Raw genomic sequence first — 21,771 nt, 5'->3', positions numbered from 1 at the left:
AAGCCTTAGAGCCTCATAGGCATGACGACATATGCCGAATCGTCGTTGTCGGCTTCCTGCAACAAGGCGCTGCTGTTGGAGTCGGACAGAATCAGGCGAACCTGCTCGGTGCCCATCACGCCCAACACGTCCAGCAGGTAGCTGACGTTGAAACCGATTTCCAGGTTGCCACCGTTGTAGTCGACAACGATTTCTTCCTCGGCCTCTTCCTGCTCCGGGTTGTTGGCCTGGATTTTCAGCAGACCGGAAGCCAGGGTCAGGCGGATACCGCGGTACTTTTCGTTAGAGAGAATGGCGGTGCGGCTGAAGGCTTCACGCAGGCCCTGACGATCCGCCAGCACCAGCTTGTCACCGCCACGCGGCAGTACACGCTCGTAATCCGGGAACTTGCCGTCCACCAGCTTGGAGGTGAAGGTGAATTCACCGGTGTTGGCGCGAATGTGGTGCTGACCCAGCACGATGGCAACTTCGGCATCCTGCTCAGTGAGCAGACGCGCCAGTTCCAGAATACCTTTGCGCGGTACGATGACCTGATGCTTGCCGTCCTGTTGGATGCTGGCTTCCATCGAGCACATGGCCAGACGGTGACCGTCGGTAGCCACTGCGCGCAGCAGGCCGCTTTGTACTTCCAGCAGCATGCCGTTGAGGTAGTAGCGCACGTCCTGCTGGGCCATGGCGAAGCTGGTGCGTTCGATCAGGCGGCGCAGCTTGGCTTGCGGCAGGTTGAAGGTCAGCGAACCCGGGCCTTCCTCGACGGTGGGGAAGTCGTTGGCCGGCAGCGTCGACAGGGTGAAGCGGCTACGGCCAGCTTTGACCAACAGCTTCTGGTCGTCGACACGGATGTCGATCAGCGCATCGCTCGGCAAGCTCTTGCAGATATCCATCAGCTTGCGCGCCGGCACGGTGATTTCACCCGGCTCAGCAGCATCTTCCAGCATCACGCGGCCGACCAGCTCGACCTCGAGATCGGTACCGGTGAGCGACAGTTGCTGGCCTTCGACAACCAGCAGCACGTTGGACAGAACCGGCAGCGTCTGGCGTCGTTCCACGACACCGGCGACCAGTTGCAGGGGTTTCAACAGGGCTTCGCGTTGAATGGTGAAATGCATGGTCTAGTCCCTTGCCTCGTGGAGCTGCGAATCAGGTAGTCAGGGTACGCAGCAGGTTCTTGTAGTCCTCGCGGATGTCCGCGTCGGATCCTCTAAGTTCAGCAATCTTACGGCAAGCGTGCAACACCGTGGTGTGATCACGACCGCCGAAGGCCACACCGATTTCCGGCAGGCTGTGATTGGTCAATTCCTTCGACAGAGCCATGGCAACCTGCCGCGGTCTGGCAATCGAGCGCGAGCGGCGTTTGGACAGCAGATCGGTGATCTTGATCTTGTAGTACTCGGCCGTGGTGCGCTGAATGTTGTCGATGCTGACCAGCTTGTCCTGCAGGGCGAGCAGGTCTTTGAGCGACTCACGAATCAGTTCGATGGTGATGTCGCGACCCATGAAGTGTGAGTGCGCGATAACCCGCTTCAGCGCGCCTTCGAGCTCGCGCACGTTGGAGCGAATACGCTGGGCGATGAAGAACGCGGCGTCGTGTGGTAGATCGACTTTGGCCTGGTCGGCCTTCTTCATCAGAATCGCCACACGGGTTTCCAGTTCCGGCGGCTCGACCGCAACGGTCAGGCCCCAGCCGAAACGCGACTTCAAACGCTCTTCGAGACCTTCGATCTCTTTCGGGTAGCGATCGCTGGTGAGAATCACCTGCTGACCACCCTCGAGCAATGCGTTGAAGGTGTGGAAGAATTCCTCCTGGGAGCGTTCCTTCTTGGCGAAAAACTGGATGTCATCGATCAGCAGCGCGTCCACCGAGCGGTAGAAGCGCTTGAATTCGTTGATCGCGTTGAGCTGCAACGCCTTGACCATATCGGCGACGAAACGCTCGGAGTGCAGGTACACCACCTTGGCGTTAGGGTTCTTCGCCAGCAGGTGGTTGCCTACCGCATGCATCAGGTGCGTCTTACCCAGGCCCACTCCGCCATAAAGGAACAGCGGGTTGTAGCCATGCTTGGGATTGTCCGCGACCTGCCAGGCAGCGGCACGCGCCAACTGGTTCGACTTGCCCTCGACGAAGTTGTCGAAGGTGAAGGTACGATTGAGGTAGCTGGTGTGCTTCAGGCCGCCTTCGACCTGTACGGTGCGCTCGGTACGCGGTGCCACAGCGGGTGTCGGCGGTTGCGGCGCGGAGCCGGCCATGGAATCGAAGCTGGCACGCGAGGGTTCTTCCTGCACCGGAGGCGGAGCAGGCTTGCTGACCGCAGGCGCCGCCTGTACCTGAGCAGCGCGCGCTGCTGCGGCAGGCGGAGGCGCAGTCGGTGCAACTCGCGCAGTCGCGGCACGCTTGCTTCCTATTAATAAGGAAAGCGCAGGCACCAGACCACCCGCTCGCTCACCGAGCAACTCGAGCAAGCGACTCAGGTATTTCTCGTTGACCCAGTCCAGCACGAAACGGTTGGGTGCATAGACACGCAGTTCGTCGCCTTCGGCTTCGACCTGCAGAGGACGTATCCAGGTGTTGAATTGCTGGGCGGGCAATTCATCGCGCAGAAGCTCGACGCATTGCTGCCATAGTTCCACTGACACTGACTATCCCCTATCCAGGCGGCGTGCAAAAAACAGCTGCCATTGTAACGGCCCACGTTTGAGTTATCCACATAGCAGTACGAAGATGGCCAAGTAAAATCAACGCCTTACTTGCATTCACCAGACTGATCTTTGCGGCCATGAACCTTGTGGATAAGCACGCCTGAGCGTTCTGCAAAAGCCTGGGGACGAACGCACGGATAACCTGGCTGTGGGTAAAAGCACTTATTATCCTCAAGCTACACCCAGCGACTGCACAACTGGATCACCTGTTTCGGACAGCGTTATCATTGCCTTCAACACAGCAGTGGCAAGGCATCGACAGGGTTTTCCACAGAGAGGCGGGTGCCCAATCATTACATAAAGAGAAAAAGAGCTTTAAACCCTTTCCTTCTCTTTATTCTTATCTGGCGAATAAGGTTGGTTGGAAATTGACCTATCGTGCGGCTTTCTCTAGAATTGCCGGTCTCTTTAAACCGGGGTCATTCCGACCCTAGTCGATCACCCAGGTAACGCACCATGAAACGCACTTTCCAACCCAGCACTATCAAGCGCGCTCGCACCCACGGTTTCCGTGCTCGTATGGCCACCAAGAACGGCCGTCAAGTCCTGTCGCGTCGTCGCGCCAAGGGCCGCAAGCGTCTGACTGTCTAATTCATCCAGACAGGTGGTGAGTCGAGGCTTCGGCCGGGAAAAGCGACTGCTGACTCCCCGGCAATTCAAGGCAGTCTTCGACTCCCCAAGCGGTAAAGCTCCGGGCAAAAGTGTCCTGTTGCTAGCGCGAGACAACCAGCTTGATCATTCCCGTCTAGGTCTGGTGATCGGCAAGAAGAGCGTCAAGCTCGCAGTCGAGCGCAACCGCATCAAGCGTCAAATCCGCGAATCCTTCAGGCTCAATCAGGAAACCCTGGTTGGCTGGGATATCGTGGTGGTCGCCCGTAAAGGGCTAGGCGATCTGGAGAACAACGAGCTCGCTCAGCAGTTCGGCAAACTCTGGAAACGCCTGGCCCGCAACCGGCCCAGTCGCGACGCAGAATCTTCTCCCGGGACAAGCGACAATCCCCATGCGTAAAGCGGCCCTAGCCTGTATCCAGGTTTATCGCTACGCCATTAGCCCGCTGATGGCCAGCCATTGCCGTTTCTACCCCAGCTGTTCCTGCTATGCCTACGAAGCCATTGATCAACATGGCTTCCTGCGTGGTGGCTGGTTGGCAGCTCGCCGCCTCGGACGTTGCCATCCGTGGAATCCCGGTGGCTTCGATCCGGTTCCACCCGTTAAAAAATCCCGTTCTCCTTCGATGGCCGAATAATCATGGATATCCAACGCTCGATCCTGATCGTCGCCCTGGCAGTCGTGTCCTACCTCATGGTCCTGCAATGGAACGAGGACTATGGCCAGGCTGCCCTGCCAGCCGAGGTAAGTACCTCGAACGCTGCGACGCCCAACCTGCCTGATGCGCTTGATGCATCTGCCAACAATAGCGGTGATGACGTTCCCACTGCCGTGGCAGCAGCCCCCTCTGCAGAAGCAGTACCCACTACTGCAGCAGCCAGCGACGAGTTGATTCGCGTCAAGACCGACGTACTTGACCTCGCCATCGACCCGCGTGGCGGTGACGTGGTGCAGCTGCGCCTGACTCAGTACCCGCGCCGTCAGGATCGCCCGGACGTTCCCTTCCAGCTGTTCGACAACGGCGGTGAACGCACCTACCTGGCTCAGAGCGGCCTGATCGGTCAGAACGCGCCGGACAAATCCAGCGGTCGCGCTCTGTGGAGCAGCGAGAAGCAGAGCTACGAACTGGCCGAAGGCCAGGACAGCTTGGTGGTGGACCTGACCTACAGCGAAGGCGGTATCAACTACATCAAGCGCTTCAGCTTCAAACGCGGCCTCAATGCCGAGTGCAGTGCCCGCGAACAGCAACTGAAGAAGCCAGGCTGTATCGATCCATCGGCCTACCAGGTCGACGTGCGTTACCTGATCGACAACCAGAGCGGTCAGACCTGGACCGGCAGCCTCTACGGTCAGCTCAAGCGCGACAGCAGCGGTGACCCGTCCTCGACTACCGCCACCGGTACCGCTACCTACCTGGGTGCCGCTGTATGGACTCCGGACGAGCCGTACAAGAAGCTGTCGATGAAAGATCTCGACAAGCAGGCTGAGAAAAACCGGGAAGGCAATGCCAAAGCCTGGTTCGAAGAGAACGTACAAGGTGGTTGGGTAGCCTGGCTGCAACACTACTTCGTAACAGCCTGGGTACCTGCGAAAGATAGCAACAACCAGATCGAAACCCGCAAGGACAGCCAAGGCAACTACATCATCCGTTTCAGAAGCCCGGCTGTTGAAGTGGCTGCTGGTGGCAAAGGCGATACCGGTGCTGTGCTGTATGCAGGCCCGAAACTGCAGGAACATCTGGGCACCCTGTCGCCAGGCCTTGAGCTGACCGTCGACTACGGCATCCTGTGGTTCCTGGCTCAGCCGATCTTCTGGCTGCTGGAGGTTATCCACGGCCTGCTCGGCAACTGGGGTTGGTCGATCATCGTACTGACCATCATCATCAAGCTGATCTTCTTCCCGCTGTCGGCTGCCAGCTATCGCTCCATGGCCCGCATGCGCGCTGTATCGCCGAAGCTGCAGGCGCTGAAGGAACAGTTCGGTGACGATCGCCAGAAGATGTCCCAGGCGATGATGGAGCTGTACAAGAAAGAGAAGATCAATCCGCTGGGCGGCTGCTTGCCGATCCTGGTGCAGATGCCGGTATTCCTCGCCCTGTACTGGGTGCTGCTGGAATCCGTGGAAATGCGTCAGGCGCCGTGGATGTTCTGGATCACCGACCTGTCGATCAAGGATCCGTTCTTCATCCTGCCGATCATCATGGGCGCCACCATGTTCATCCAGCAGCAGCTAAACCCGACGCCGCCGGACCCCATGCAGGCCCGCGTGATGAAGCTGATGCCGATCATCTTCACCTTCTTCTTCCTGTGGTTCCCGGCTGGTCTGGTGCTGTACTGGGTGGTCAACAACTGCCTGTCCATCGCCCAGCAGTGGTACATTACCCGCCGGATCGAAGCAGCAGCGAAACCGGCTAACGCCTGATTCGCCAAGGCTTCCAAGCATCAAGCAAACGCCCCATGATTGGGGCGTTTTGCTATCCAAGATATAAGCGGGCGCCGTTCGCGCCCTGCCAACCACGAGTGAACGCCATGAACCACGCCCGAGACACCATCGCTGCCGTAGCCACCGCACAGGGCCGTGGTGGGGTCGGTATCGTGCGCGTATCGGGCCCACTGGCCAGCCGGCTTGCCAGCGACATCTGTCAGCGGCAGCTGAAACCGCGTTTTGCCCATCACGGGCCATTCCATGGTGAAGATCAACTGACCCTGGATGAAGGCCTGGCCATCTACTTCCCTGGACCCAACTCGTTCACCGGAGAGGACGTGCTGGAGCTGCAAGGCCACGGCGGCCCCGTGGTACTCGATCTGCTCCTGCGCCGCTGCATCGAACTGGGCGCACGCCTGGCCCGCCCAGGCGAGTTCAGCGAGCGAGCCTTTCTCAACGACAAACTCGACCTGGCCCAGGCCGAAGCCATCGCCGACCTGATCGAAGCCAGCTCCGAGCAGGCCGCGCGCAATGCCCTGCGCTCGCTGCAGGGCGAGTTTTCCAAACGCGTGCATGCACTGACTGAAGCGCTGATACAACTGCGTATCTACGTCGAGGCTGCCATCGACTTCCCTGAAGAAGAAATCGACTTCCTCGCCGATGGCCATGTGCTCAATCAGCTCGACGGCGTGCGTGCCGACTTATCAACAGTGTTGCGCGAAGCCGGCCAGGGCGCATTGCTGCGCGAGGGGATGACCGTGGTCATCGCTGGCCGACCCAATGCCGGAAAATCCAGCCTGCTCAACGCCCTCGCCGGGCGTGAAGCGGCCATCGTCACCGATATCGCCGGCACCACCCGCGATGTATTGCGCGAACATATCCACATCGACGGCATGCCGCTGCACGTGGTCGATACCGCCGGCCTGCGTGATACCGATGATCAGGTCGAACGCATCGGCGTAGAACGCGCGCTCAAGGCCATCGGCGAGGCGGATCGGGTACTGCTGGTGGTGGACTCCACTGCACCGGAAGCTGCCGATCCCTTCGCCCTGTGGCCGGAGTTCCTCGAACATCGCCCCGATCCGGCACGGGTCACCCTGATCCGCAACAAGGCCGACCTGTCTGGCGAAGCGGTAGCCTTGAAAACCAGCGCCGACGGTCACGTCACCCTCAGCCTCTCGGCCAAATCCGCAGAAGGCCTCGATCTGCTACGTGAGCACCTGAAAGCCTGCATGGGTTATCAACAGACCGCGGAGAGCGGCTTCAGCGCCCGCCGCCGCCACCTGGAAGCGCTGCATCAAGCCGAGCAGTTTCTCGAGCACGGGCGCAATCAGCTGACCCTGATGGGCGCCGGCGAACTGCTCGCCGAAGACCTGCGCATGGCCCAGCAAGCCCTGGGCGAAATCACCGGCGCCTTCAGCAGCGATGATTTGCTGGGGCGAATCTTCTCCAGCTTCTGTATTGGTAAGTGATCCGCTCACTGAGTCCACACGCAGCCTAACCGGCATCGCAACGATGCCGGTCCCTCTACGTGCTGATCCACAGCTCGTTACCTTGCCAGTACGTATATCTGTAGTCGTTGTGTCAAACCTGTCGCGGCTAAAGCCGCTCCTACGCAAGGGCGCGGTGATGCGCGGCCCGGATTGCATCCGGGCTACGAGCAATGCACAGGCGCCTGTGGGAGGCGCTTTAGCGGCGAGCTCTTGTTGGGTACCGCAACCCCTCGACCTGCAGGAACAGGTCCAGACAAACACCGCTGATCGCGGCTGAAGCCGCTCCTACAGCAACCCGGCAATGAGCCAGGCGACGCTATTTTCCACGTTTTTTGAGTTATTCAGGCCGGAATAAACCCTGTGGAAAACCGCCCCTGAACCTTGCCGATAACCCTATGACAAAGCTGGGCGTAACCACCCCTGTGGGTAACAGGCCTTTCCATCCACAAGGGTTCAGCAGCTTGCCCAGCGCAAACCCGCAGGAACGACACAGCCTTATCATTCGCTGCACAGCTTGCAATACGTGGTCTGTAGCTTGTTATCCACAGAAAAGGCTGGCTCTATACATAAACATAAAAAACAAGCTTTATAAAAATTCTCTCTTTCTATTCTTTATAAGCCTGAACGTATTTCTCACCGGGTAGGGGCGATCAGGTAACGAGGATCTTGCGTCAGGTCAGAGCTAACCGGTTGGCTATTTTTTGTGCAGAAGGCTTCATTCAAGAGGCTGAAGTCCCTATACTTGCCGCCTTTCTCGCTTTCCAATCAAAAGCCCCCTTTCTCAACAGGCACGAGGTGCGTGGTGGATTTCCCTTCCCGTTTTGACGTGATCGTGATCGGTGGCGGTCATGCCGGTACCGAGGCAGCTCTGGCTGCAGCACGCATGGGCGTGAAGACCCTGCTGCTCACCCACAATGTCGAGACCCTTGGCCAGATGAGCTGCAACCCGGCCATTGGCGGGATCGGCAAGAGCCATCTGGTCAAGGAAATCGATGCCCTTGGCGGGGCCATGGCCACCGCTACCGACAAAGGCGGCATTCAGTTCCGCATTCTCAACAGCCGCAAGGGCCCGGCCGTTCGCGCTACCCGTGCGCAGGCTGATCGCATCCTGTACAAGGCGGCGGTGCGCGAGATTCTTGAGAACCAGACCAACCTGTGGATTTTTCAACAGGCAGCCGATGACCTGATTGTGGAAAACGCTCAGGTCAAAGGCGTGGTTACCCAGATGGGCCTCAGGTTCCATGCGGACTCTGTGGTGTTGACCACAGGCACCTTTCTCGGTGGACTTATCCACATCGGCATGCAGAACTACTCCGGCGGTCGTGCAGGTGACCCGCCCTCGATCGCCCTGGCACACCGTTTACGCGAGCTGCCGTTACGCGTTGGTCGCCTGAAGACCGGAACTCCGCCGCGTATCGATGGCCGCAGTGTGGATTTCTCGGTGATGACCGAACAGCCGGGGGATACGCCGACGCCGCTGATGTCTTTCCTCGGCAAGCGTGAGGATCAGCCACAGCAGATCAGTTGCTGGATCACGCATACCAACGCGCGTACCCACGAGATCATCGCCGCCAACCTCGACCGCTCGCCGATGTACTCGGGGATGATCGAAGGCGTTGGCCCGCGCTACTGCCCGTCGATCGAAGACAAGATCCATCGCTTCGCCGACAAGGACAGCCATCAGGTATTCATCGAGCCGGAAGGCCTGACCACCCATGAGCTGTACCCCAACGGCATTTCCACCTCGCTGCCGTTCGACGTGCAGCTGCAGGTGGTGCGCAGCATTCGCGGCATGGAAAACGCGCACATCATGCGTCCGGGTTATGCCATCGAGTACGACTACTTCGACCCGCGTGACCTGAAGTACAGCCTGGAGACCAAGGTGATCGGCGGGCTGTTCTTCGCCGGCCAGATCAACGGCACCACCGGTTACGAAGAAGCCGGGGCCCAGGGCCTGCTCGCCGGCTGCAACGCCGCGCTGCGCGCGCAGGGCAAAGAGGCCTGGTGCCCGCGCCGTGATGAAGCCTACATCGGCGTGCTGGTCGATGACCTGATCACCCTCGGTACCCAGGAGCCGTACCGCATGTTCACTTCACGCGCCGAATATCGGTTGATCCTGCGTGAAGACAACGCCGACTTGCGCCTGACCGAGAAAGGTCGCGAGCTGGGCCTGGTCGACGATGAGCGCTGGGCCATCTTCGAGGCCAAGCGCGAGGGCATCGTGCAGGAAGAGCAGCGGCTGAAGAACACCTGGGTGCGTCCTGGCACGCCTCAGGGCGATGCTATCGCTGTGCGTTTCGGTACCCCCCTGGCACACGAATACAACCTGCTCAATCTGTTGGCGCGTCCGGAGATCGACTACGCCACCCTGGCCGAATTGACTGAAGCTCCGGTTGTGGATAATCAGGTGGCCGAGCAGGTCGAGATCAAGACCAAGTACGCCGGCTACATCGACAGGCAGCAGGACGAGATCGCCAAGTTGCGGGCCAGCGAGGACACCAAGTTGCCGGATGATCTGGACTACAGCGCCATCTCCGGTTTGTCCAAGGAAATCCAGTTCAAGCTGGGCAACACCCGCCCGGCCACCCTCGGCCAGGCCGGCCGTATCCCCGGCGTGACGCCGGCGGCTATTTCCCTGCTGCTGATTCATCTGAAAAAGCGCAGCGCCGGCCAGAAGCTGGAGCAGACTGCCTGATGTCGGTTACCCAGCGTCATGCCGAAGAATTGATCCAGGGCGCGCGCGAGCTTGGCGTCGAGCTCAGCGCACTGCAGCAGGAACAACTGCTCGCCTACCTGGGCCTGTTGATCAAATGGAACAAGGCCTACAACCTCACGGCCGTGCGCGACCCCGACGAAATGGTTTCGCGTCATCTGCTCGACAGCCTGTCGGTCGTGCCCTTCGTTGCCGAGCGTGGGGATAACTGGCTGGATGTCGGCAGCGGCGGCGGCATGCCCGGTATTCCACTGGCAATCATGTTCCCCGAGCGACGTTTCACCCTGCTCGATTCCAACGGCAAGAAGACCCGCTTTCTGGTCCAGGTGAAACTGGAGCTGAAACTCGCCAACCTCGAAGTTGTCCACAGCCGGGTCGAAACCTATCGTCCCGAGCAGCCGTTCGACGGCATCAGCTCGCGGGCTTTCAGTAGCCTGCAGGACTTCAGCGACTGGACACGTCACCTCGGCAGCACCGACACCCACTGGTTGGCGATGAAGGGCGTACACCCGGATGACGAGCTGCAGGCGCTGCCGGCGGACTTCTGTCTCAGCGCCACGCACGTGCTGAAGGTTCCCGGTTGCCAAGGCCAGCGCCATCTGTTGATACTGCGTCGCTCGGTCTAAGGGGGAAGGAAGATGGCCAAGGTATTCGCGATCGCCAATCAGAAAGGCGGCGTGGGCAAAACCACGACGTGCATCAACCTGGCTGCTTCTCTGGTGGCGACCAAGCGCCGCGTGCTGCTGATCGACCTCGACCCGCAGGGCAACGCGACCATGGGCAGCGGTATCGACAAGCACGCCCTCGAGCATTCGATCTACGACGTGCTGATCGGAGAGTGCGACCTCAGTGAGGCGATGCAGTTTTCCGAGCACGGCGGCTATCAGCTGTTGCCGGCCAACCGCGACCTGACGGCCGCCGAAGTCGCGCTGCTGGAAATGAAAATGAAGGAAAGCCGCCTGCGCTATGCCTTGGCGCCGATCCGCGAGAACTACGATTACATCCTCATCGACTGCCCGCCGTCGCTGAACATGCTGACCATCAATGCTTTGGTCGCCGCCGACGGCGTGATCATCCCCATGCAGTGCGAGTACTACGCCTTGGAAGGCCTGTCCGATCTGGTCAACAGCATCCAGCGCATCGGCCAGCTGCTCAATCCCAAGCTGCAGATCGAAGGCCTGCTGCGTACCATGTACGACCCGCGCATCAGCCTGACCAACGATGTCAGTGCTCAGCTCAAGGAGCATTTCGGCGACAAGTTGTACGACGCCGTGATCCCGCGCAACGTGCGCCTGGCCGAAGCGCCGAGCTTCGGCATGCCGGCGCTGGTCTACGACAAACAATCCCGTGGAGCCATCGCCTACCTGGCCTTGGCCGGCGAGCTGGTGCGCCGTCAGCGCGCCGCCGCGAAAACCGCTACCGCTTAAGGAACATCTGCATGGCTGCGAAGAAACGAGGTCTGGGTCGAGGTCTGGACGCACTGCTCGGCGGCAACACCGTCGGCGCACTGCAGGAAGAGGCCGCTCAGGTCGACAGTCGCGAGCTGCAGTATGTGCCGCTGGAACTGATCCAGCGTGGCAAGTATCAGCCGCGCCGAGACATGGATCAGACCGCGCTGGAAGAACTGGCCGCCTCGATTCGTGCCCAGGGCGTGATGCAACCGATCGTCCTGCGCCCGATTGGTGAGGGCCGTTTCGAGATCGTTGCCGGTGAGCGGCGCTGGCGAGCCAGTCAGCTCGCCGGTCAGGACAAGATCCCGGCCATGGTCCGCGAACTGGCGGACGAAGCCGCCATCGCCATGGCGCTGATCGAGAACATCCAGCGCGAAGACCTCAACCCGATCGAGGAAGCCGTCGCCCTGCAGCGCCTGCAGCAGGAATTCGAGCTGACCCAGCAGCAGGTCGCCGATGCCGTCGGCAAATCACGCGTCACCATCACCAACCTGTTGCGCCTGATCGCATTGCCCGATGAGATCAAGACGTTGCTCTCGCATGGCGACCTGGAAATGGGTCATGCCCGTGCGCTGCTCGGTTTGCCCCTCGAACAGCAGGTCGAAGCTGCGCGACACGTTGTCGCACGCGGCCTTACCGTGCGCCAGACCGAAGCGCTGGTACGCCAGTGGCTGAGCGCCAAACCGGCACCGGCCAAAGCCAAGGCAGATCCGGACATCAGTCGCCTGGAGCAGCGCCTGGCAGAGCGCCTGGGCTCGCCTGTGCAGATAAAGCACGGGTCCAAGGGCAAGGGCCAGCTGGTCATCCGCTACAACTCTCTCGACGAATTGCAGGGCGTGCTTGCTCACATCCGCTGAAACAATTCGCCACACCTGACCATGTAGCGCATGGTCGGAAATCACTACCGGACAGTTGAATGGGGGGAACTCGCCCCCTATACTCTGCGCGCAATTTTGTTGGCACTTTTTATGCCAATTCATTGAGTTAAAGCGGTCGATAGTCGAGGTACATCAGTTGATGGAACGCCGCATGCCGAAGCGCCTGCCCTTCCATCGTCTACCGGTTTTTCCGGTGCTGGTGGCACAACTCGTCGTATTGCTGCTCGCTGCTGCGGCGGCCTGGCAATGGCGAGGCGACGTGGCGGGATATTCGGCGCTATTGGGGGGCATGATTGCCTGGCTGCCGAATGTGTATTTTGCCCACAAGGCGTTTCGCTTCAGCGGGGCGCGGGCTGCTAGGGAAATCGTCCGTTCTTTTTATGCGGGCGAAGCGGGAAAACTGATTCTGACGTTCGTGCTGTTTGCACTGACGTTTGCGGGCGTGAAACCTCTGGAGGCACCGATGTTGTTCGGTGTCTACCTGCTGACCCTGATGGTCAGCTGGTTCGCCCCGCTGCTGATAACGAAATTTTCAAGACCTTAAAGCGTTCGAGGCAAATAATGGCAGCAGAAACCGCTTCGGGTTACATCCAGCACCACCTCACCAACCTGACCTATGGTCAGCACCCGGTGAACGGCTGGAGTTTCGCCCACACCGCACAGGAAGCCAAAGAAATGGGCTTCTGGGCCTTCCACGTAGACACCCTGGCGGTGTCGGTGGTTCTCGGCCTGATCTTCATCGTCCTGTTCCGCCTGGCGGCGCGCAAGGCTACCTCGGACCAGCCGAGCGGCCTGCAGAACTTCGTCGAGGTTCTGGTCGAGTTCGTGGATGGCAGCGTCAAGGACACCTTCCACGGGCGTAACCCGCTGATCGCCCCGCTGGCCCTGACCATCTTCGTCTGGGTCTTCCTGATGAACTTCATGGACCTGGTGCCGGTTGACTGGCTGCCCATGCTGGCTGCCACCATCGTTGGTGATCCGCACCTGTACTTCCGCGTGGTACCGACCACCGACCCGAACGCCACTCTGGGCCTGGCCCTGTCGGTGTTCGCCCTGATCCTGTTCTACAGCGTCAAGGTCAAGGGTATTGGCGGTTTCCTCGGCGAGCTGACCATGCACCCGTTCAGCTCCAAGAACATGGCTGTCCAGATCGTGCTGATCCCGGTGAACTTCCTGCTGGAATTCGTCACCCTGATCGCCAAGCCGGTTTCCCTGGCGCTGCGACTGTTCGGCAACCTGTATGCCGGCGAACTGATCTTCATCCTGATCGCCATCATGTTCAGCGGCGGCATGCTGCTGGGCTCGCTGGGTGGTGTGCTGCAGCTGGCCTGGGCCATCTTCCACATCCTGATCATCGTGCTGCAGGCATTCATCTTCATGATGCTGACCATCGTCTACCTGTCGATGGCGCACGAAGACAGTCACTAAGGCTGTCAGTGAAGTTCCTCGGCACCGCTCAGGCGGTGCCGGCCAGGACAAACCCTCAATGCCTGCGTGCATGAGGGGTGTTGTAAAGAAACGATTTCGCTTTACCGCTTCAACAAAAACCTTAACCAATACGACTGTAAGTCGGGAGGAAAAATGGAAACTGTAGTTGGTTTGACCGCTATCGCCGTTGCACTGCTGATCGGCCTGGGTGCCCTGGGTACCGCCATCGGTTTCGGTCTGCTGGGTGGCAAATTCCTGGAAGGCGCTGCGCGTCAGCCGGAAATGGTCCCGATGCTGCAAGTTAAAATGTTCATCGTCGCCGGTCTGCTCGACGCCGTGACCATGATCGGTGTTGGTATCGCACTGTTCTTCACCTTCGCGAACCCCTTCGTTGGTCAAATCGCAGGCTAATTCACTCGTTTTCGAGTGAATTGGTGTGACGGACAACGAACGAGCGAGGTGTTGGCGTGAACATTAATGCAACCCTGATAGGCCAGTCCGTTGCCTTCTTCATCTTCGTGCTGTTCTGCATGAAGTTCGTATGGCCTCCGGTCATTGCGGCTCTGCAGGAACGTCAGAAGAAGATCGCAGACGGCTTGGACGCTGCCAACCGCGCGGCTCGTGATCTGGAGCTGGCCCACGAGAAAGTGGCCCAGCAACTTCGCGAAGCCAAAGGTCAGGCTGCGGAAATCATCGAGCAAGCCAATAAGCGTGCAGCTCAGATCGTCGACGAAGCCCGTGATCAGGCTCGTGTCGAAGCTGACCGCGTGAAGGCTCAGGCTCAGGCCGAGATCGAACAGGAAATCAACGGCATCAAAGACGCCCTGCGCGCCCAAGTGGGTGGCCTGGCAGTCAGCGGTGCGGAGAAGATCCTGGGCGCATCCATCGACCAAAACGCGCATGCGGAGCTGGTTAACAAACTGGCAGCCGAAATTTAAGCGAGGGCGCGATCATGGCAGAACTGACCACGCTGGCCCGACCTTACGCTAAGGCTGCCTTCGAGCACGCACAGGCTCACCAGCAACTGGCCAATTGGTCAGCCATGCTCGGCCTGGCTGCGGCGGTGTCGCTCGACGACACCATGCAGCGCGTGCTCAAGGCCCCGCGTCTGACGAGTACAGAAAAGGCCACCACCTTCAACGAGGTGTGTGGTGAAAAGTTCGACGCCGAGGCACAGAACTTCATTCGCGTTATCGCTGAGAACGATCGTCTGGCCTTGTTGCCGGATATCTTCGCCCTGTTCGAGCTGTACAAGGCCGAACAAGAGAAGTCGATCGACGTGGATGTCACCAGTGCCTTCGCATTGAGCGATGAACAGCAAGACAAACTCGCCAAGGTTCTCAGTGCACGGCTCGGCCGAGAAGTGCGTCTGCACGCCGCGGAAGATGCCACCCTGATCGGTGGTGTACTGATCCGCGCCGGCGACCTGGTAATCGATGGCTCTGTTCGCGGCAAGCTCGCGAAACTGGCCGAAGCATTGAAATCTTGAGTTTGAAGGGGCAGCAGAGCTATGCAGCAACTCAATCCTTCCGAAATTAGTGAAATCATCAAGGGGCGCATCGAGAAACTCGACGTCGCCTCCCAAGCCCGCAACGAAGGCACCGTCGTCTCCGTTTCCGACGGTATCGTGCGTATCTACGGTCTGGCCGACGTCATGTACGGCGAAATGATCGAGTTCCCGGGCGGTGTCTACGGTATGGCGCTGAACCTGGAGCAAGACTCCGTCGGTGCCGTTGTGCTGGGTGCTTACACCAGCCTGGCCGAAGGCATGAGCGCCAAGTGCACTGGCCGCATTCTGGAAGTCCCGGTTGGTCCGGAACTGCTGGGTCGCGTTGTCGACGCACTGGGTAACCCGATTGATGGCAAAGGCCCGATCGAAGCCAAGGAAACCGACGCTGTTGAGAAGGTCGCTCCTGGCGTGATCTGGCGTAAGTCGGTCGACCAGCCGGTACAGACCGGTTACAAGTCGGTCGATGCCATGATCCCGGTAGGCCGTGGCCAGCGCGAGCTGATCATCGGTGACCGTCAGATCGGTAAGACTGCCATGGCAGTCGACGCCATCATCAACCAGAAGAACAGCGGCATCCGCTGCGTTTACGTCGCCGTTGGTCAGAAGCAATCGACCATCGCCAACGTGGTGCGCAAGCTGGAAGAAGCTGGTGCTCTGGCCAACACCATCGTGGTTGCCGCTTCGGCCTCCGAGTCGGCTGCCCTGCAGTTCCTGGCTCCGTACGCCGGTTGCACCATGGGCGAGTACTTCCGCGACCGCGGTGAAGACGCCCTGATCGTATACGATGACCTGTCCAAGCAGGCCGTTGCCTACCGTCAGATCTCCCTGCTGCTGCGCCGTCCGCCGGGCCGCGAAGCTTACCCGGGTGACGTGTTCTATCTCCACAGCCGTCTGCTGGAGCGCGCTTCCCGCGTTTCCGAAGAGTACGTCGAGAAGTTCACCAATGGCGCCGTGACTGGCAAGACCGGTTCCCTGACCGCTCTGCCGATCATCGAAACCCAGGCCGGTGACGTTTCCGCGTTCGTTCCGACCAACGTGATCTCGATCACCGACGGTCAGATCTTCCTGGAATCGGCCATGTTCAACGCAGGTATCCGTCCGGCCGTCAACGCCGGTATCTCGGTATCCCGCGTGGGTGGCGCCGCTCAGACCAAGATCATCAAGAAGCTGTCCGGTGGTATCCGTACCGCTCTGGCTCAGTACCGTGAACTGGCTGCATTCGCCCAGTTCGCTTCTGACCTGGACGAAGCCACCCGTAAGCAACTCGAGCATGGTCAGCGCGTAACCGAGCTGATGAAGCAGAAGCAATACGCGCCGATGTCGATCGCCGACATGTCCGTATCGCTGTACGCTGCCGAGCGCGGCTTCCTGACCGACGTGGAAGTGGAAAAAGTTGGCGCCTTCGAAGCATCCCTGCTGGGTTACTTCAACCGTGAGCTGGCCGATCTGATGGCCAAGATCAACGTGAAAGGTGACTTCAACGACGAAATCGACGCGGGCATCAAGGCCGGTATCGAGAAGTTCAAGGCCACTCAAACCTGGTAAGCCGCAGCGGGCGTCGCAAGACGCCCGCCTGCTAACCCGATAGGTGTTAAATGGCAGGCGCAAAAGAGATTCGCAGCAAGATTGCGAGCATCAAAAGCACGCAGAAGATCACCAGCGCCATGGAGAAGGTGGCGGTCAGCAAAATGCGCAGGGCTCAACAGCGCATGGCAGCTAGCCGTCCCTATGCGGAGCGTATCCGCCAGGTGATTGGTCATCTGGCCAACGCCAACCCGGAGTACCGCCATCCCTTCATGATCGAGCGCCCTGTAAAGCGTGCCGGTTATGTGGTGGTGAGCAGTGACCGTGGTCTGTGCGGTGGCTTGAATACCAACCTGTTCAAGGCCCTGGTCAAGGACATGGCTAAAGATCGCGAGCAAGGCGTGGAGATCGATCTCTGCGTGATTGGCTCCAAGGGTGCGGCATTCTTCCGCAACTTTGGTGGCAATGTCGTTGCTGCGATCAGCCACCTCGGTGAGCAGCCGTCGATCAATGACCTGATCGGTAGTGTCAAGGTCATGCTCGATGCCTACCTCGAGGGTCGTATCGACCGTCTGTCCGTGGTCTCGAACAAGTTCATCAATACCATGACGCAGAAGCCTACAGTGGAGCAGTTGGTTCCCCTGGTGGCCGATCCGGATCAAGAGCTCAAGCATCACTGGGACTATCTGTACGAGCCCGATGCTAAAGAGCTTCTCGACGGCCTGATGGTTCGCTATGTCGAATCGCAGGTGTACCAGGCAGTAGTCGAGAACAGTGCAGCCGAACAGGCTGCGCGGATGATTGCAATGAAGAACGCCACCGATAACGCTGGCGATCTGATCAAAGGCCTGCAGCTGATCTACAACAAGGCGCGTCAGGCAGCGATCACCCAAGAGATTTCGGAAATCGTCGGCGGCGCTGCCGCGGTTTAAGAACGGTTCAAATATTCAGAGGAACCAAAGATGAGTAGCGGACGTATCGTTCAAATCATCGGCGCCGTTATCGACGTGGAATTCCCGCGTGATCAGGTGCCGGCAGTCTATGAGGCGCTGAAAGTAATTGGCGCCGAAACCACTCTGGAAGTTCAGCAACAGCTGGGCGACGGCGTGGTCCGTACCATTGCGATGGGTTCGACCGAAGGCCTCAAGCGCGGTCTGGACATCACTCGTACCAACAAGGCCATCTCGGTACCGGTCGGTAAAGCGACCCTGGGCCGTATCATGGACGTGCTGGGCAACCCGATCGACGAAGCTGGCCCGATCGGCGAAGAAGAGCAGTGGGAAATCCACCGCCCTGCTCCGTCGTACGCTGAGCAAGCTGGCGGCAACGATCTGCTGGAAACCGGTATCAAGGTAATCGACCTGGTCTGCCCGTTCGCCAAAGGCGGTAAGGTCGGCCTGTTCGGTGGTGCCGGCGTCGGCAAGACCGTAAACATGATGGAACTGATCCGTAACATCGCCATGGAACACAGCGGTTACTCCGTGTTCGCGGGTGTGGGTGAGCGTACTCGTGAGGGTAACGACTTCTACCACGAGATGAAGGACTCCAACGTTCTCGACAAGGTAGCCCTGGTCTACGGTCAGATGAACGAGCCACCAGGCAACCGTCTGCGCGTAGCGCTGACCGGCCTGACCATGGCCGAGAAGTTCCGTGACGAAGGTCGTGACGTTCTGCTGTTCGTCGACAACATCTATCGTTACACCCTGGCCGGTACCGAAGTATCCGCACTGCTCGGCCGTATGCCGTCGGCAGTAGGTTACCAGCCGACCCTGGCTGAAGAGATGGGCGTTCTGCAAGAGCGCATCACCTCCACCAAGAAAGGCTCGATCACCTCGGTACAGGCCGTATACGTACCTGCGGACGACCTGACCGACCCGAGCCCGGCGACCACCTTCGCCCACTTGGACGCCACCGTCGTACTGTCGCGTGACATCGCTTCCCTGGGTATCTACCCGGCCGTTGACCCGCTGGACTCCACCAGCCGTCAGCTGGATCCGAACGTCATCGGCAACGAGCACTACGAGACCGCTCGTGGCGTTCAGTACGTGCTGCAGCGTTACAAAGAGCTGAAGGACATCATCGCGATTCTGGGTATGGACGAACTGTCCGAAGCCGACAAGCAGCTGGTATCCCGTGCTCGTAAGATCCAGCGCTTCCTGTCCCAGCCGTTCTTCGTGGCCGAAGTCTTCACCGGTTCGCCGGGCAAGTACGTGTCCCTGAAGGACACCATCGCTGGCTTCAGCGGCATTCTCAAAGGCGACTACGACCACCTGCCGGAACAAGCGTTCTACATGGTTGGTGGCATCGACGAAGCCATCGAGAAAGCGAAGAAACTGTAATCACCCCATGCGCCTGGCAACGGGCGCATCAGGTTGTGGGTAACCAAGTTGTCCACAGCCTGTAATGCGAGGCAAGCGTATGGCTATGACAGTCCATTGCGATATCGTCAGCGCGGAAGGCGAGATTTTCTCCGGCCTGGTCGAGATGGTGATTGCGCACGGCAACCTGGGTGATCTGGGTATCGCTCCGGGCCACGCGCCGCTGATCACTGACCTGAAACCGGGTCCGATCCGCCTGATCAAGCAGGGTGGCGAAGCCGAGGTGTTCTACATCTCCGGTGGTTTCCTCGAAGTGCAGCCGAGCATGGTCAAGGTTCTCGCCGACACCGTGCAACGTGCCGCCGATATCGATGAAGCTGCTGCTCAGGAGGCCCTCAAGGCCGCCGAGAAAGCGCTGAGCGAACAGGGTTCTGAGTTCAACTACAGTTCCGCTGCTGCTCACCTGGCCGAAGTCGCAGCTCAGCTGCGCACCGTCCAGCAACTGCGCAAGAAGTTCGGCGGCTGAGGCCTCCCACTTCAATCGTTGTGAGAGAAAGGGTAGCTTTGGCTACCCTTTTTCTTTATCTGTCGTTTGACTTTCTACGGGGCAGTGCAAGCCCGTAGCCGCCAAGGAATCGCTCTTCATGTCGCTCGATATCGTTATCCTCGCCGCGGGTCAGGGCACTCGCATGCGTTCTGCTCTGCCCAAGGTGCTGCACCCGGTCGCCGGTAAATCCATGCTCGGGCATGTCGTGGACACCGCACGAAGCTTGCAACCGCAGAGTATTCAGGTGGTGATCGGCCATGGTGCGGAGAAGGTGCGCGAACGACTCCAGGCCGATGATCTGAGCTTCGTGATTCAGGCCGAGCAACTGGGGACCGGTCACGCGGTAGCCCAGGCGTTGCCGAAGCTGAGCGCCGAGCGGGTGCTGATTCTCTACGGCGACGTGCCGCTGATCGAAACGGCCACTCTTGAGCGCCTGCTGGCCTTGGTCAGTGACAAGCAGCTGGGCTTGCTGACGGTAGAACTGGCGGACCCTACCGGTTATGGACGCATCGTGCGTGACTCCAGCGGTGCGGTGCAGGCGATCGTCGAACACAAGGATGCCAGCGAGGCGCAGCGTGCCATCCGCGAAGGCAATACCGGCATCCTCGCCGTGCCAGGCCAGCGCTTGGCCGAATGGCTGGGGCGATTGTCCAACAGCAACGCGCAGGGCGAGTACTACCTCACCGACGTGATCGCCATGGCCGTGGCCGATGGCCTGGTAGTGGCCACCGCAGGTGCTGCCGACGAGATGGAAGTGCTGGGCGCCAATGATCGTATCCAGCTCGCGCAGCTTGAGCGTCACTATCAGCAGCGCGCGGCGCGGCGTCTGATGACTCAGGGCGTCACGCTGCGTGACCCGGCGCGCTTCGATCTGCGTGGTGAGGTCAGCGTGGGCCGCGACGTGCTGATCGACGTAAACGTCATTCTCGAGGGGCAGGTGACCATCGAAGATGACGTACAGATCGGTGCCAACTGCGTGATCAAGGACTCGGTGTTGCGCAAGGGCGCCATCGTCAAGGCCAACAGCCATCTGGAAGGTGCCGAGGTCGGCGAGGGTGCCGATTGCGGGCCGTTCGCGCGCCTGCGTCCGGGCAGCAAACTGGGCGCCAAGGCTCATGTGGGCAACTTCGTCGAACTGAAGAACGCGGTGCTGGGCGAGGGCGCCAAGGCCGGCCACCTGAGCTACCTCGGCGATGCCGAGATCGGCGCGCGGACCAACATCGGCGCCGGCACCATCACCTGCAACTACGACGGTGCCAACAAGTCTCGCACGGTGATGGGCGAGGATGTGTTCATCGGCTCCAACAGCTCGCTGGTGGCTCCGGTCAATCTCGGCGATCGCTCGACTACCGGCGCCGGCTCGGTGATCACCAGTGATGTGCCGGCCGATACCCTGGCGGTGGGCCGCGCCAAGCAGCGCAATATCGAAGGATGGAAGCGGCCGACCAAGAAGTGAATCAATCTCCGCCCAGGATAGTGCGCAGCGACATTCTGGGCTGTTGATAACTTCACTCGGCAAGGAGCGTTGGTGTGTTTGGTGTTACGGACTACCCGGCCTTCGTGGCCGCATTCATCATCCTGCTGATCATTCCGGGGCCGGGCAATCTGGCCTTGATTCTCTCTACCGGCAAGGGCGGTATCCGCGGCGGTCTGGCCGCCACCTGTGGGGTGATTCTCGGCGACCAGGTATTGATGTGGCTGGCAGTGGCCGGCGTGGCGGCGCTGCTCAAGGCCACGCCGAGTGCCTTTCACCTGGTGCAGTGGCTAGGCGCCGGCTACCTGATCTGGCTCGGCCTGCGCATGTTGCTGGCCAAGCCGGGGGCGGCACCGACCCTGCAGATTCGTCCGCATCATTATCTGTGGCAGACCCTGCTGATAACGGTGTTCAACCCCAAGGCCATTGTCTTCTATATGGCCTTCTTCCCGCTGTTCATCGATCCGCTGCAGCATCAGGGGCTGATCACTTTTGGCTTCATGGCACTGACCGTGATGCTGCTGACCTTCGCCTACGGCCTGTCGATGGTGCTTTTGTGCCACTTCCTCGCTGAACGCATGCGCGCCAACCCACGTATCGCCTGGGGTCTGGAGAAGCTGGCGGGCATGTGCCTGGTGGGGTTCGGGGTAAAGCTGACGCTGAACTGATCGACGGCAGCTTGCGAAGCTTGCGACCTTATGTTT

Annotated in this window: 22 protein-coding genes; 20 read left to right on the top strand and 2 right to left on the bottom strand. The window is 59.8% G+C overall.

What is annotated here, in order from left to right:
- Window positions 1-5 precede the first annotated feature (5 nt).
- Entirely contained in the window at window positions 6-1,109 is a 1,104-nt protein-coding gene (gene dnaN / locus ACJRW5_RS24490; protein WP_484573077.1) for a DNA polymerase III subunit beta, read from the bottom strand.
- A 31-nt stretch (window positions 1,110-1,140) separates the two neighbouring features.
- The gene (dnaA, locus tag ACJRW5_RS24485; protein WP_484573076.1) at window positions 1,141-2,634 is read right to left on the bottom strand and encodes a chromosomal replication initiator protein DnaA; all 1,494 of its coding nucleotides are present in this window, start codon (window positions 2,632-2,634) and stop codon (window positions 1,141-1,143) included.
- Window positions 2,635-3,153: 519 nt separating this feature from the next.
- On the opposite strand from dnaA, the gene rpmH reads away from it, so the two are divergent.
- From rpmH to ACJRW5_RS24385, 20 genes are all read left to right on the top strand, one after another.
- The gene (rpmH, locus tag ACJRW5_RS24480; RefSeq protein WP_003290924.1) at window positions 3,154-3,288 is read left to right on the top strand and encodes a 50S ribosomal protein L34; all 135 of its coding nucleotides are present in this window, start codon (window positions 3,154-3,156) and stop codon (window positions 3,286-3,288) included.
- A gap of 13 nt (window positions 3,289-3,301) precedes the next feature.
- Window positions 3,302-3,706 carry a ribonuclease P protein component gene (rnpA, locus tag ACJRW5_RS24475; RefSeq protein WP_484573075.1) on the top strand — a complete coding sequence of 135 codons (405 nt, stop codon included), beginning with the start codon at window positions 3,302-3,304 and terminating at the stop codon, window positions 3,704-3,706.
- A complete protein-coding gene (gene yidD / locus ACJRW5_RS24470) occupies window positions 3,699-3,944 on the top strand; it encodes a membrane protein insertion efficiency factor YidD (RefSeq protein ID WP_484573074.1) in 246 nt (81 codons plus the stop codon). The genes rnpA and yidD overlap by 8 nt, the downstream gene beginning before the upstream one ends.
- 2 nt (window positions 3,945-3,946) lie before the next feature.
- The gene (yidC, locus tag ACJRW5_RS24465) at window positions 3,947-5,728 is read left to right on the top strand and encodes a membrane protein insertase YidC (protein WP_484573073.1); all 1,782 of its coding nucleotides are present in this window, start codon (window positions 3,947-3,949) and stop codon (window positions 5,726-5,728) included.
- Window positions 5,729-5,835: 107 nt separating this feature from the next.
- The gene (gene mnmE, locus ACJRW5_RS24460; RefSeq protein ID WP_484573072.1) at window positions 5,836-7,203 is read left to right on the top strand and encodes a tRNA uridine-5-carboxymethylaminomethyl(34) synthesis GTPase MnmE; all 1,368 of its coding nucleotides are present in this window, start codon (window positions 5,836-5,838) and stop codon (window positions 7,201-7,203) included.
- Between the two features lie 823 nt (window positions 7,204-8,026).
- The gene (gene mnmG, locus ACJRW5_RS24455; RefSeq protein ID WP_484573071.1) at window positions 8,027-9,919 is read left to right on the top strand and encodes a tRNA uridine-5-carboxymethylaminomethyl(34) synthesis enzyme MnmG; all 1,893 of its coding nucleotides are present in this window, start codon (window positions 8,027-8,029) and stop codon (window positions 9,917-9,919) included.
- Window positions 9,916-10,563: a 16S rRNA (guanine(527)-N(7))-methyltransferase RsmG gene (gene rsmG / locus ACJRW5_RS24450; protein WP_484573082.1), complete on the top strand. Its 648-nt coding sequence runs from the start codon at window positions 9,916-9,918 to the stop codon at window positions 10,561-10,563. Before mnmG ends, rsmG begins: the two co-directional genes overlap by 4 nt.
- A 12-nt stretch (window positions 10,564-10,575) precedes the next feature.
- On the top strand, window positions 10,576-11,364 hold the full coding sequence (locus ACJRW5_RS24445) for a ParA family protein (RefSeq protein WP_037054778.1): 789 nt from the start codon (window positions 10,576-10,578) through the stop codon (window positions 11,362-11,364).
- A gap of 11 nt (window positions 11,365-11,375) precedes the next feature.
- On the top strand, window positions 11,376-12,245 hold the full coding sequence (locus tag ACJRW5_RS24440) for a ParB/RepB/Spo0J family partition protein (protein WP_484573070.1): 870 nt from the start codon (window positions 11,376-11,378) through the stop codon (window positions 12,243-12,245).
- A gap of 160 nt (window positions 12,246-12,405) precedes the next feature.
- Window positions 12,406-12,810, top strand: coding sequence for a F0F1 ATP synthase subunit I (locus ACJRW5_RS24435; RefSeq protein WP_484573069.1), 405 nt, complete (start codon window positions 12,406-12,408; stop codon window positions 12,808-12,810).
- A 17-nt stretch (window positions 12,811-12,827) separates the two neighbouring features.
- Window positions 12,828-13,694 carry a F0F1 ATP synthase subunit A gene (gene atpB, locus ACJRW5_RS24430; RefSeq protein ID WP_484573068.1) on the top strand — a complete coding sequence of 289 codons (867 nt, stop codon included), beginning with the start codon at window positions 12,828-12,830 and terminating at the stop codon, window positions 13,692-13,694.
- Between the two features lie 153 nt (window positions 13,695-13,847).
- On the top strand, window positions 13,848-14,105 hold the full coding sequence (gene atpE / locus ACJRW5_RS24425; RefSeq protein ID WP_003097235.1) for a F0F1 ATP synthase subunit C: 258 nt from the start codon (window positions 13,848-13,850) through the stop codon (window positions 14,103-14,105).
- A gap of 56 nt (window positions 14,106-14,161) precedes the next feature.
- A complete protein-coding gene (locus ACJRW5_RS24420; protein ID WP_037054770.1) occupies window positions 14,162-14,632 on the top strand; it encodes a F0F1 ATP synthase subunit B in 471 nt (156 codons plus the stop codon).
- A gap of 14 nt (window positions 14,633-14,646) precedes the next feature.
- On the top strand, window positions 14,647-15,183 hold the full coding sequence (locus ACJRW5_RS24415; protein WP_484573067.1) for a F0F1 ATP synthase subunit delta: 537 nt from the start codon (window positions 14,647-14,649) through the stop codon (window positions 15,181-15,183).
- A gap of 21 nt (window positions 15,184-15,204) precedes the next feature.
- Entirely contained in the window at window positions 15,205-16,749 is a 1,545-nt protein-coding gene (gene atpA / locus ACJRW5_RS24410) for a F0F1 ATP synthase subunit alpha (RefSeq protein WP_484573066.1), read from the top strand.
- A 50-nt stretch (window positions 16,750-16,799) separates the two neighbouring features.
- Entirely contained in the window at window positions 16,800-17,660 is an 861-nt protein-coding gene (gene atpG / locus ACJRW5_RS24405; protein WP_484573065.1) for a F0F1 ATP synthase subunit gamma, read from the top strand.
- A gap of 30 nt (window positions 17,661-17,690) precedes the next feature.
- Window positions 17,691-19,067 (top strand): F0F1 ATP synthase subunit beta, encoded by a 1,377-nt coding sequence (atpD, locus tag ACJRW5_RS24400; RefSeq protein WP_484573064.1) that lies wholly within the window; start codon window positions 17,691-17,693, stop codon window positions 19,065-19,067.
- 79 nt (window positions 19,068-19,146) lie between these two features.
- Window positions 19,147-19,572, top strand: a complete 426-nt coding sequence (locus tag ACJRW5_RS24395; RefSeq protein WP_484573063.1) for a F0F1 ATP synthase subunit epsilon — start codon at window positions 19,147-19,149, stop codon at window positions 19,570-19,572.
- Window positions 19,573-19,690: 118 nt separating this feature from the next.
- The gene (gene glmU / locus ACJRW5_RS24390; RefSeq protein ID WP_484573062.1) at window positions 19,691-21,049 is read left to right on the top strand and encodes a bifunctional UDP-N-acetylglucosamine diphosphorylase/glucosamine-1-phosphate N-acetyltransferase GlmU; all 1,359 of its coding nucleotides are present in this window, start codon (window positions 19,691-19,693) and stop codon (window positions 21,047-21,049) included.
- A gap of 74 nt (window positions 21,050-21,123) precedes the next feature.
- On the top strand, window positions 21,124-21,735 hold the full coding sequence (locus ACJRW5_RS24385) for a LysE family transporter (protein WP_484573061.1): 612 nt from the start codon (window positions 21,124-21,126) through the stop codon (window positions 21,733-21,735).
- Window positions 21,736-21,771: the final 36 nt, after the last annotated feature.

This window comes from Pseudomonas pichavaramensis, assembly GCF_050473265.1.
GTDB lineage: Bacteria > Pseudomonadota > Gammaproteobacteria > Pseudomonadales > Pseudomonadaceae > Aquipseudomonas.
This window is presented reverse-complemented; position numbering and strand designations above follow the sequence as displayed.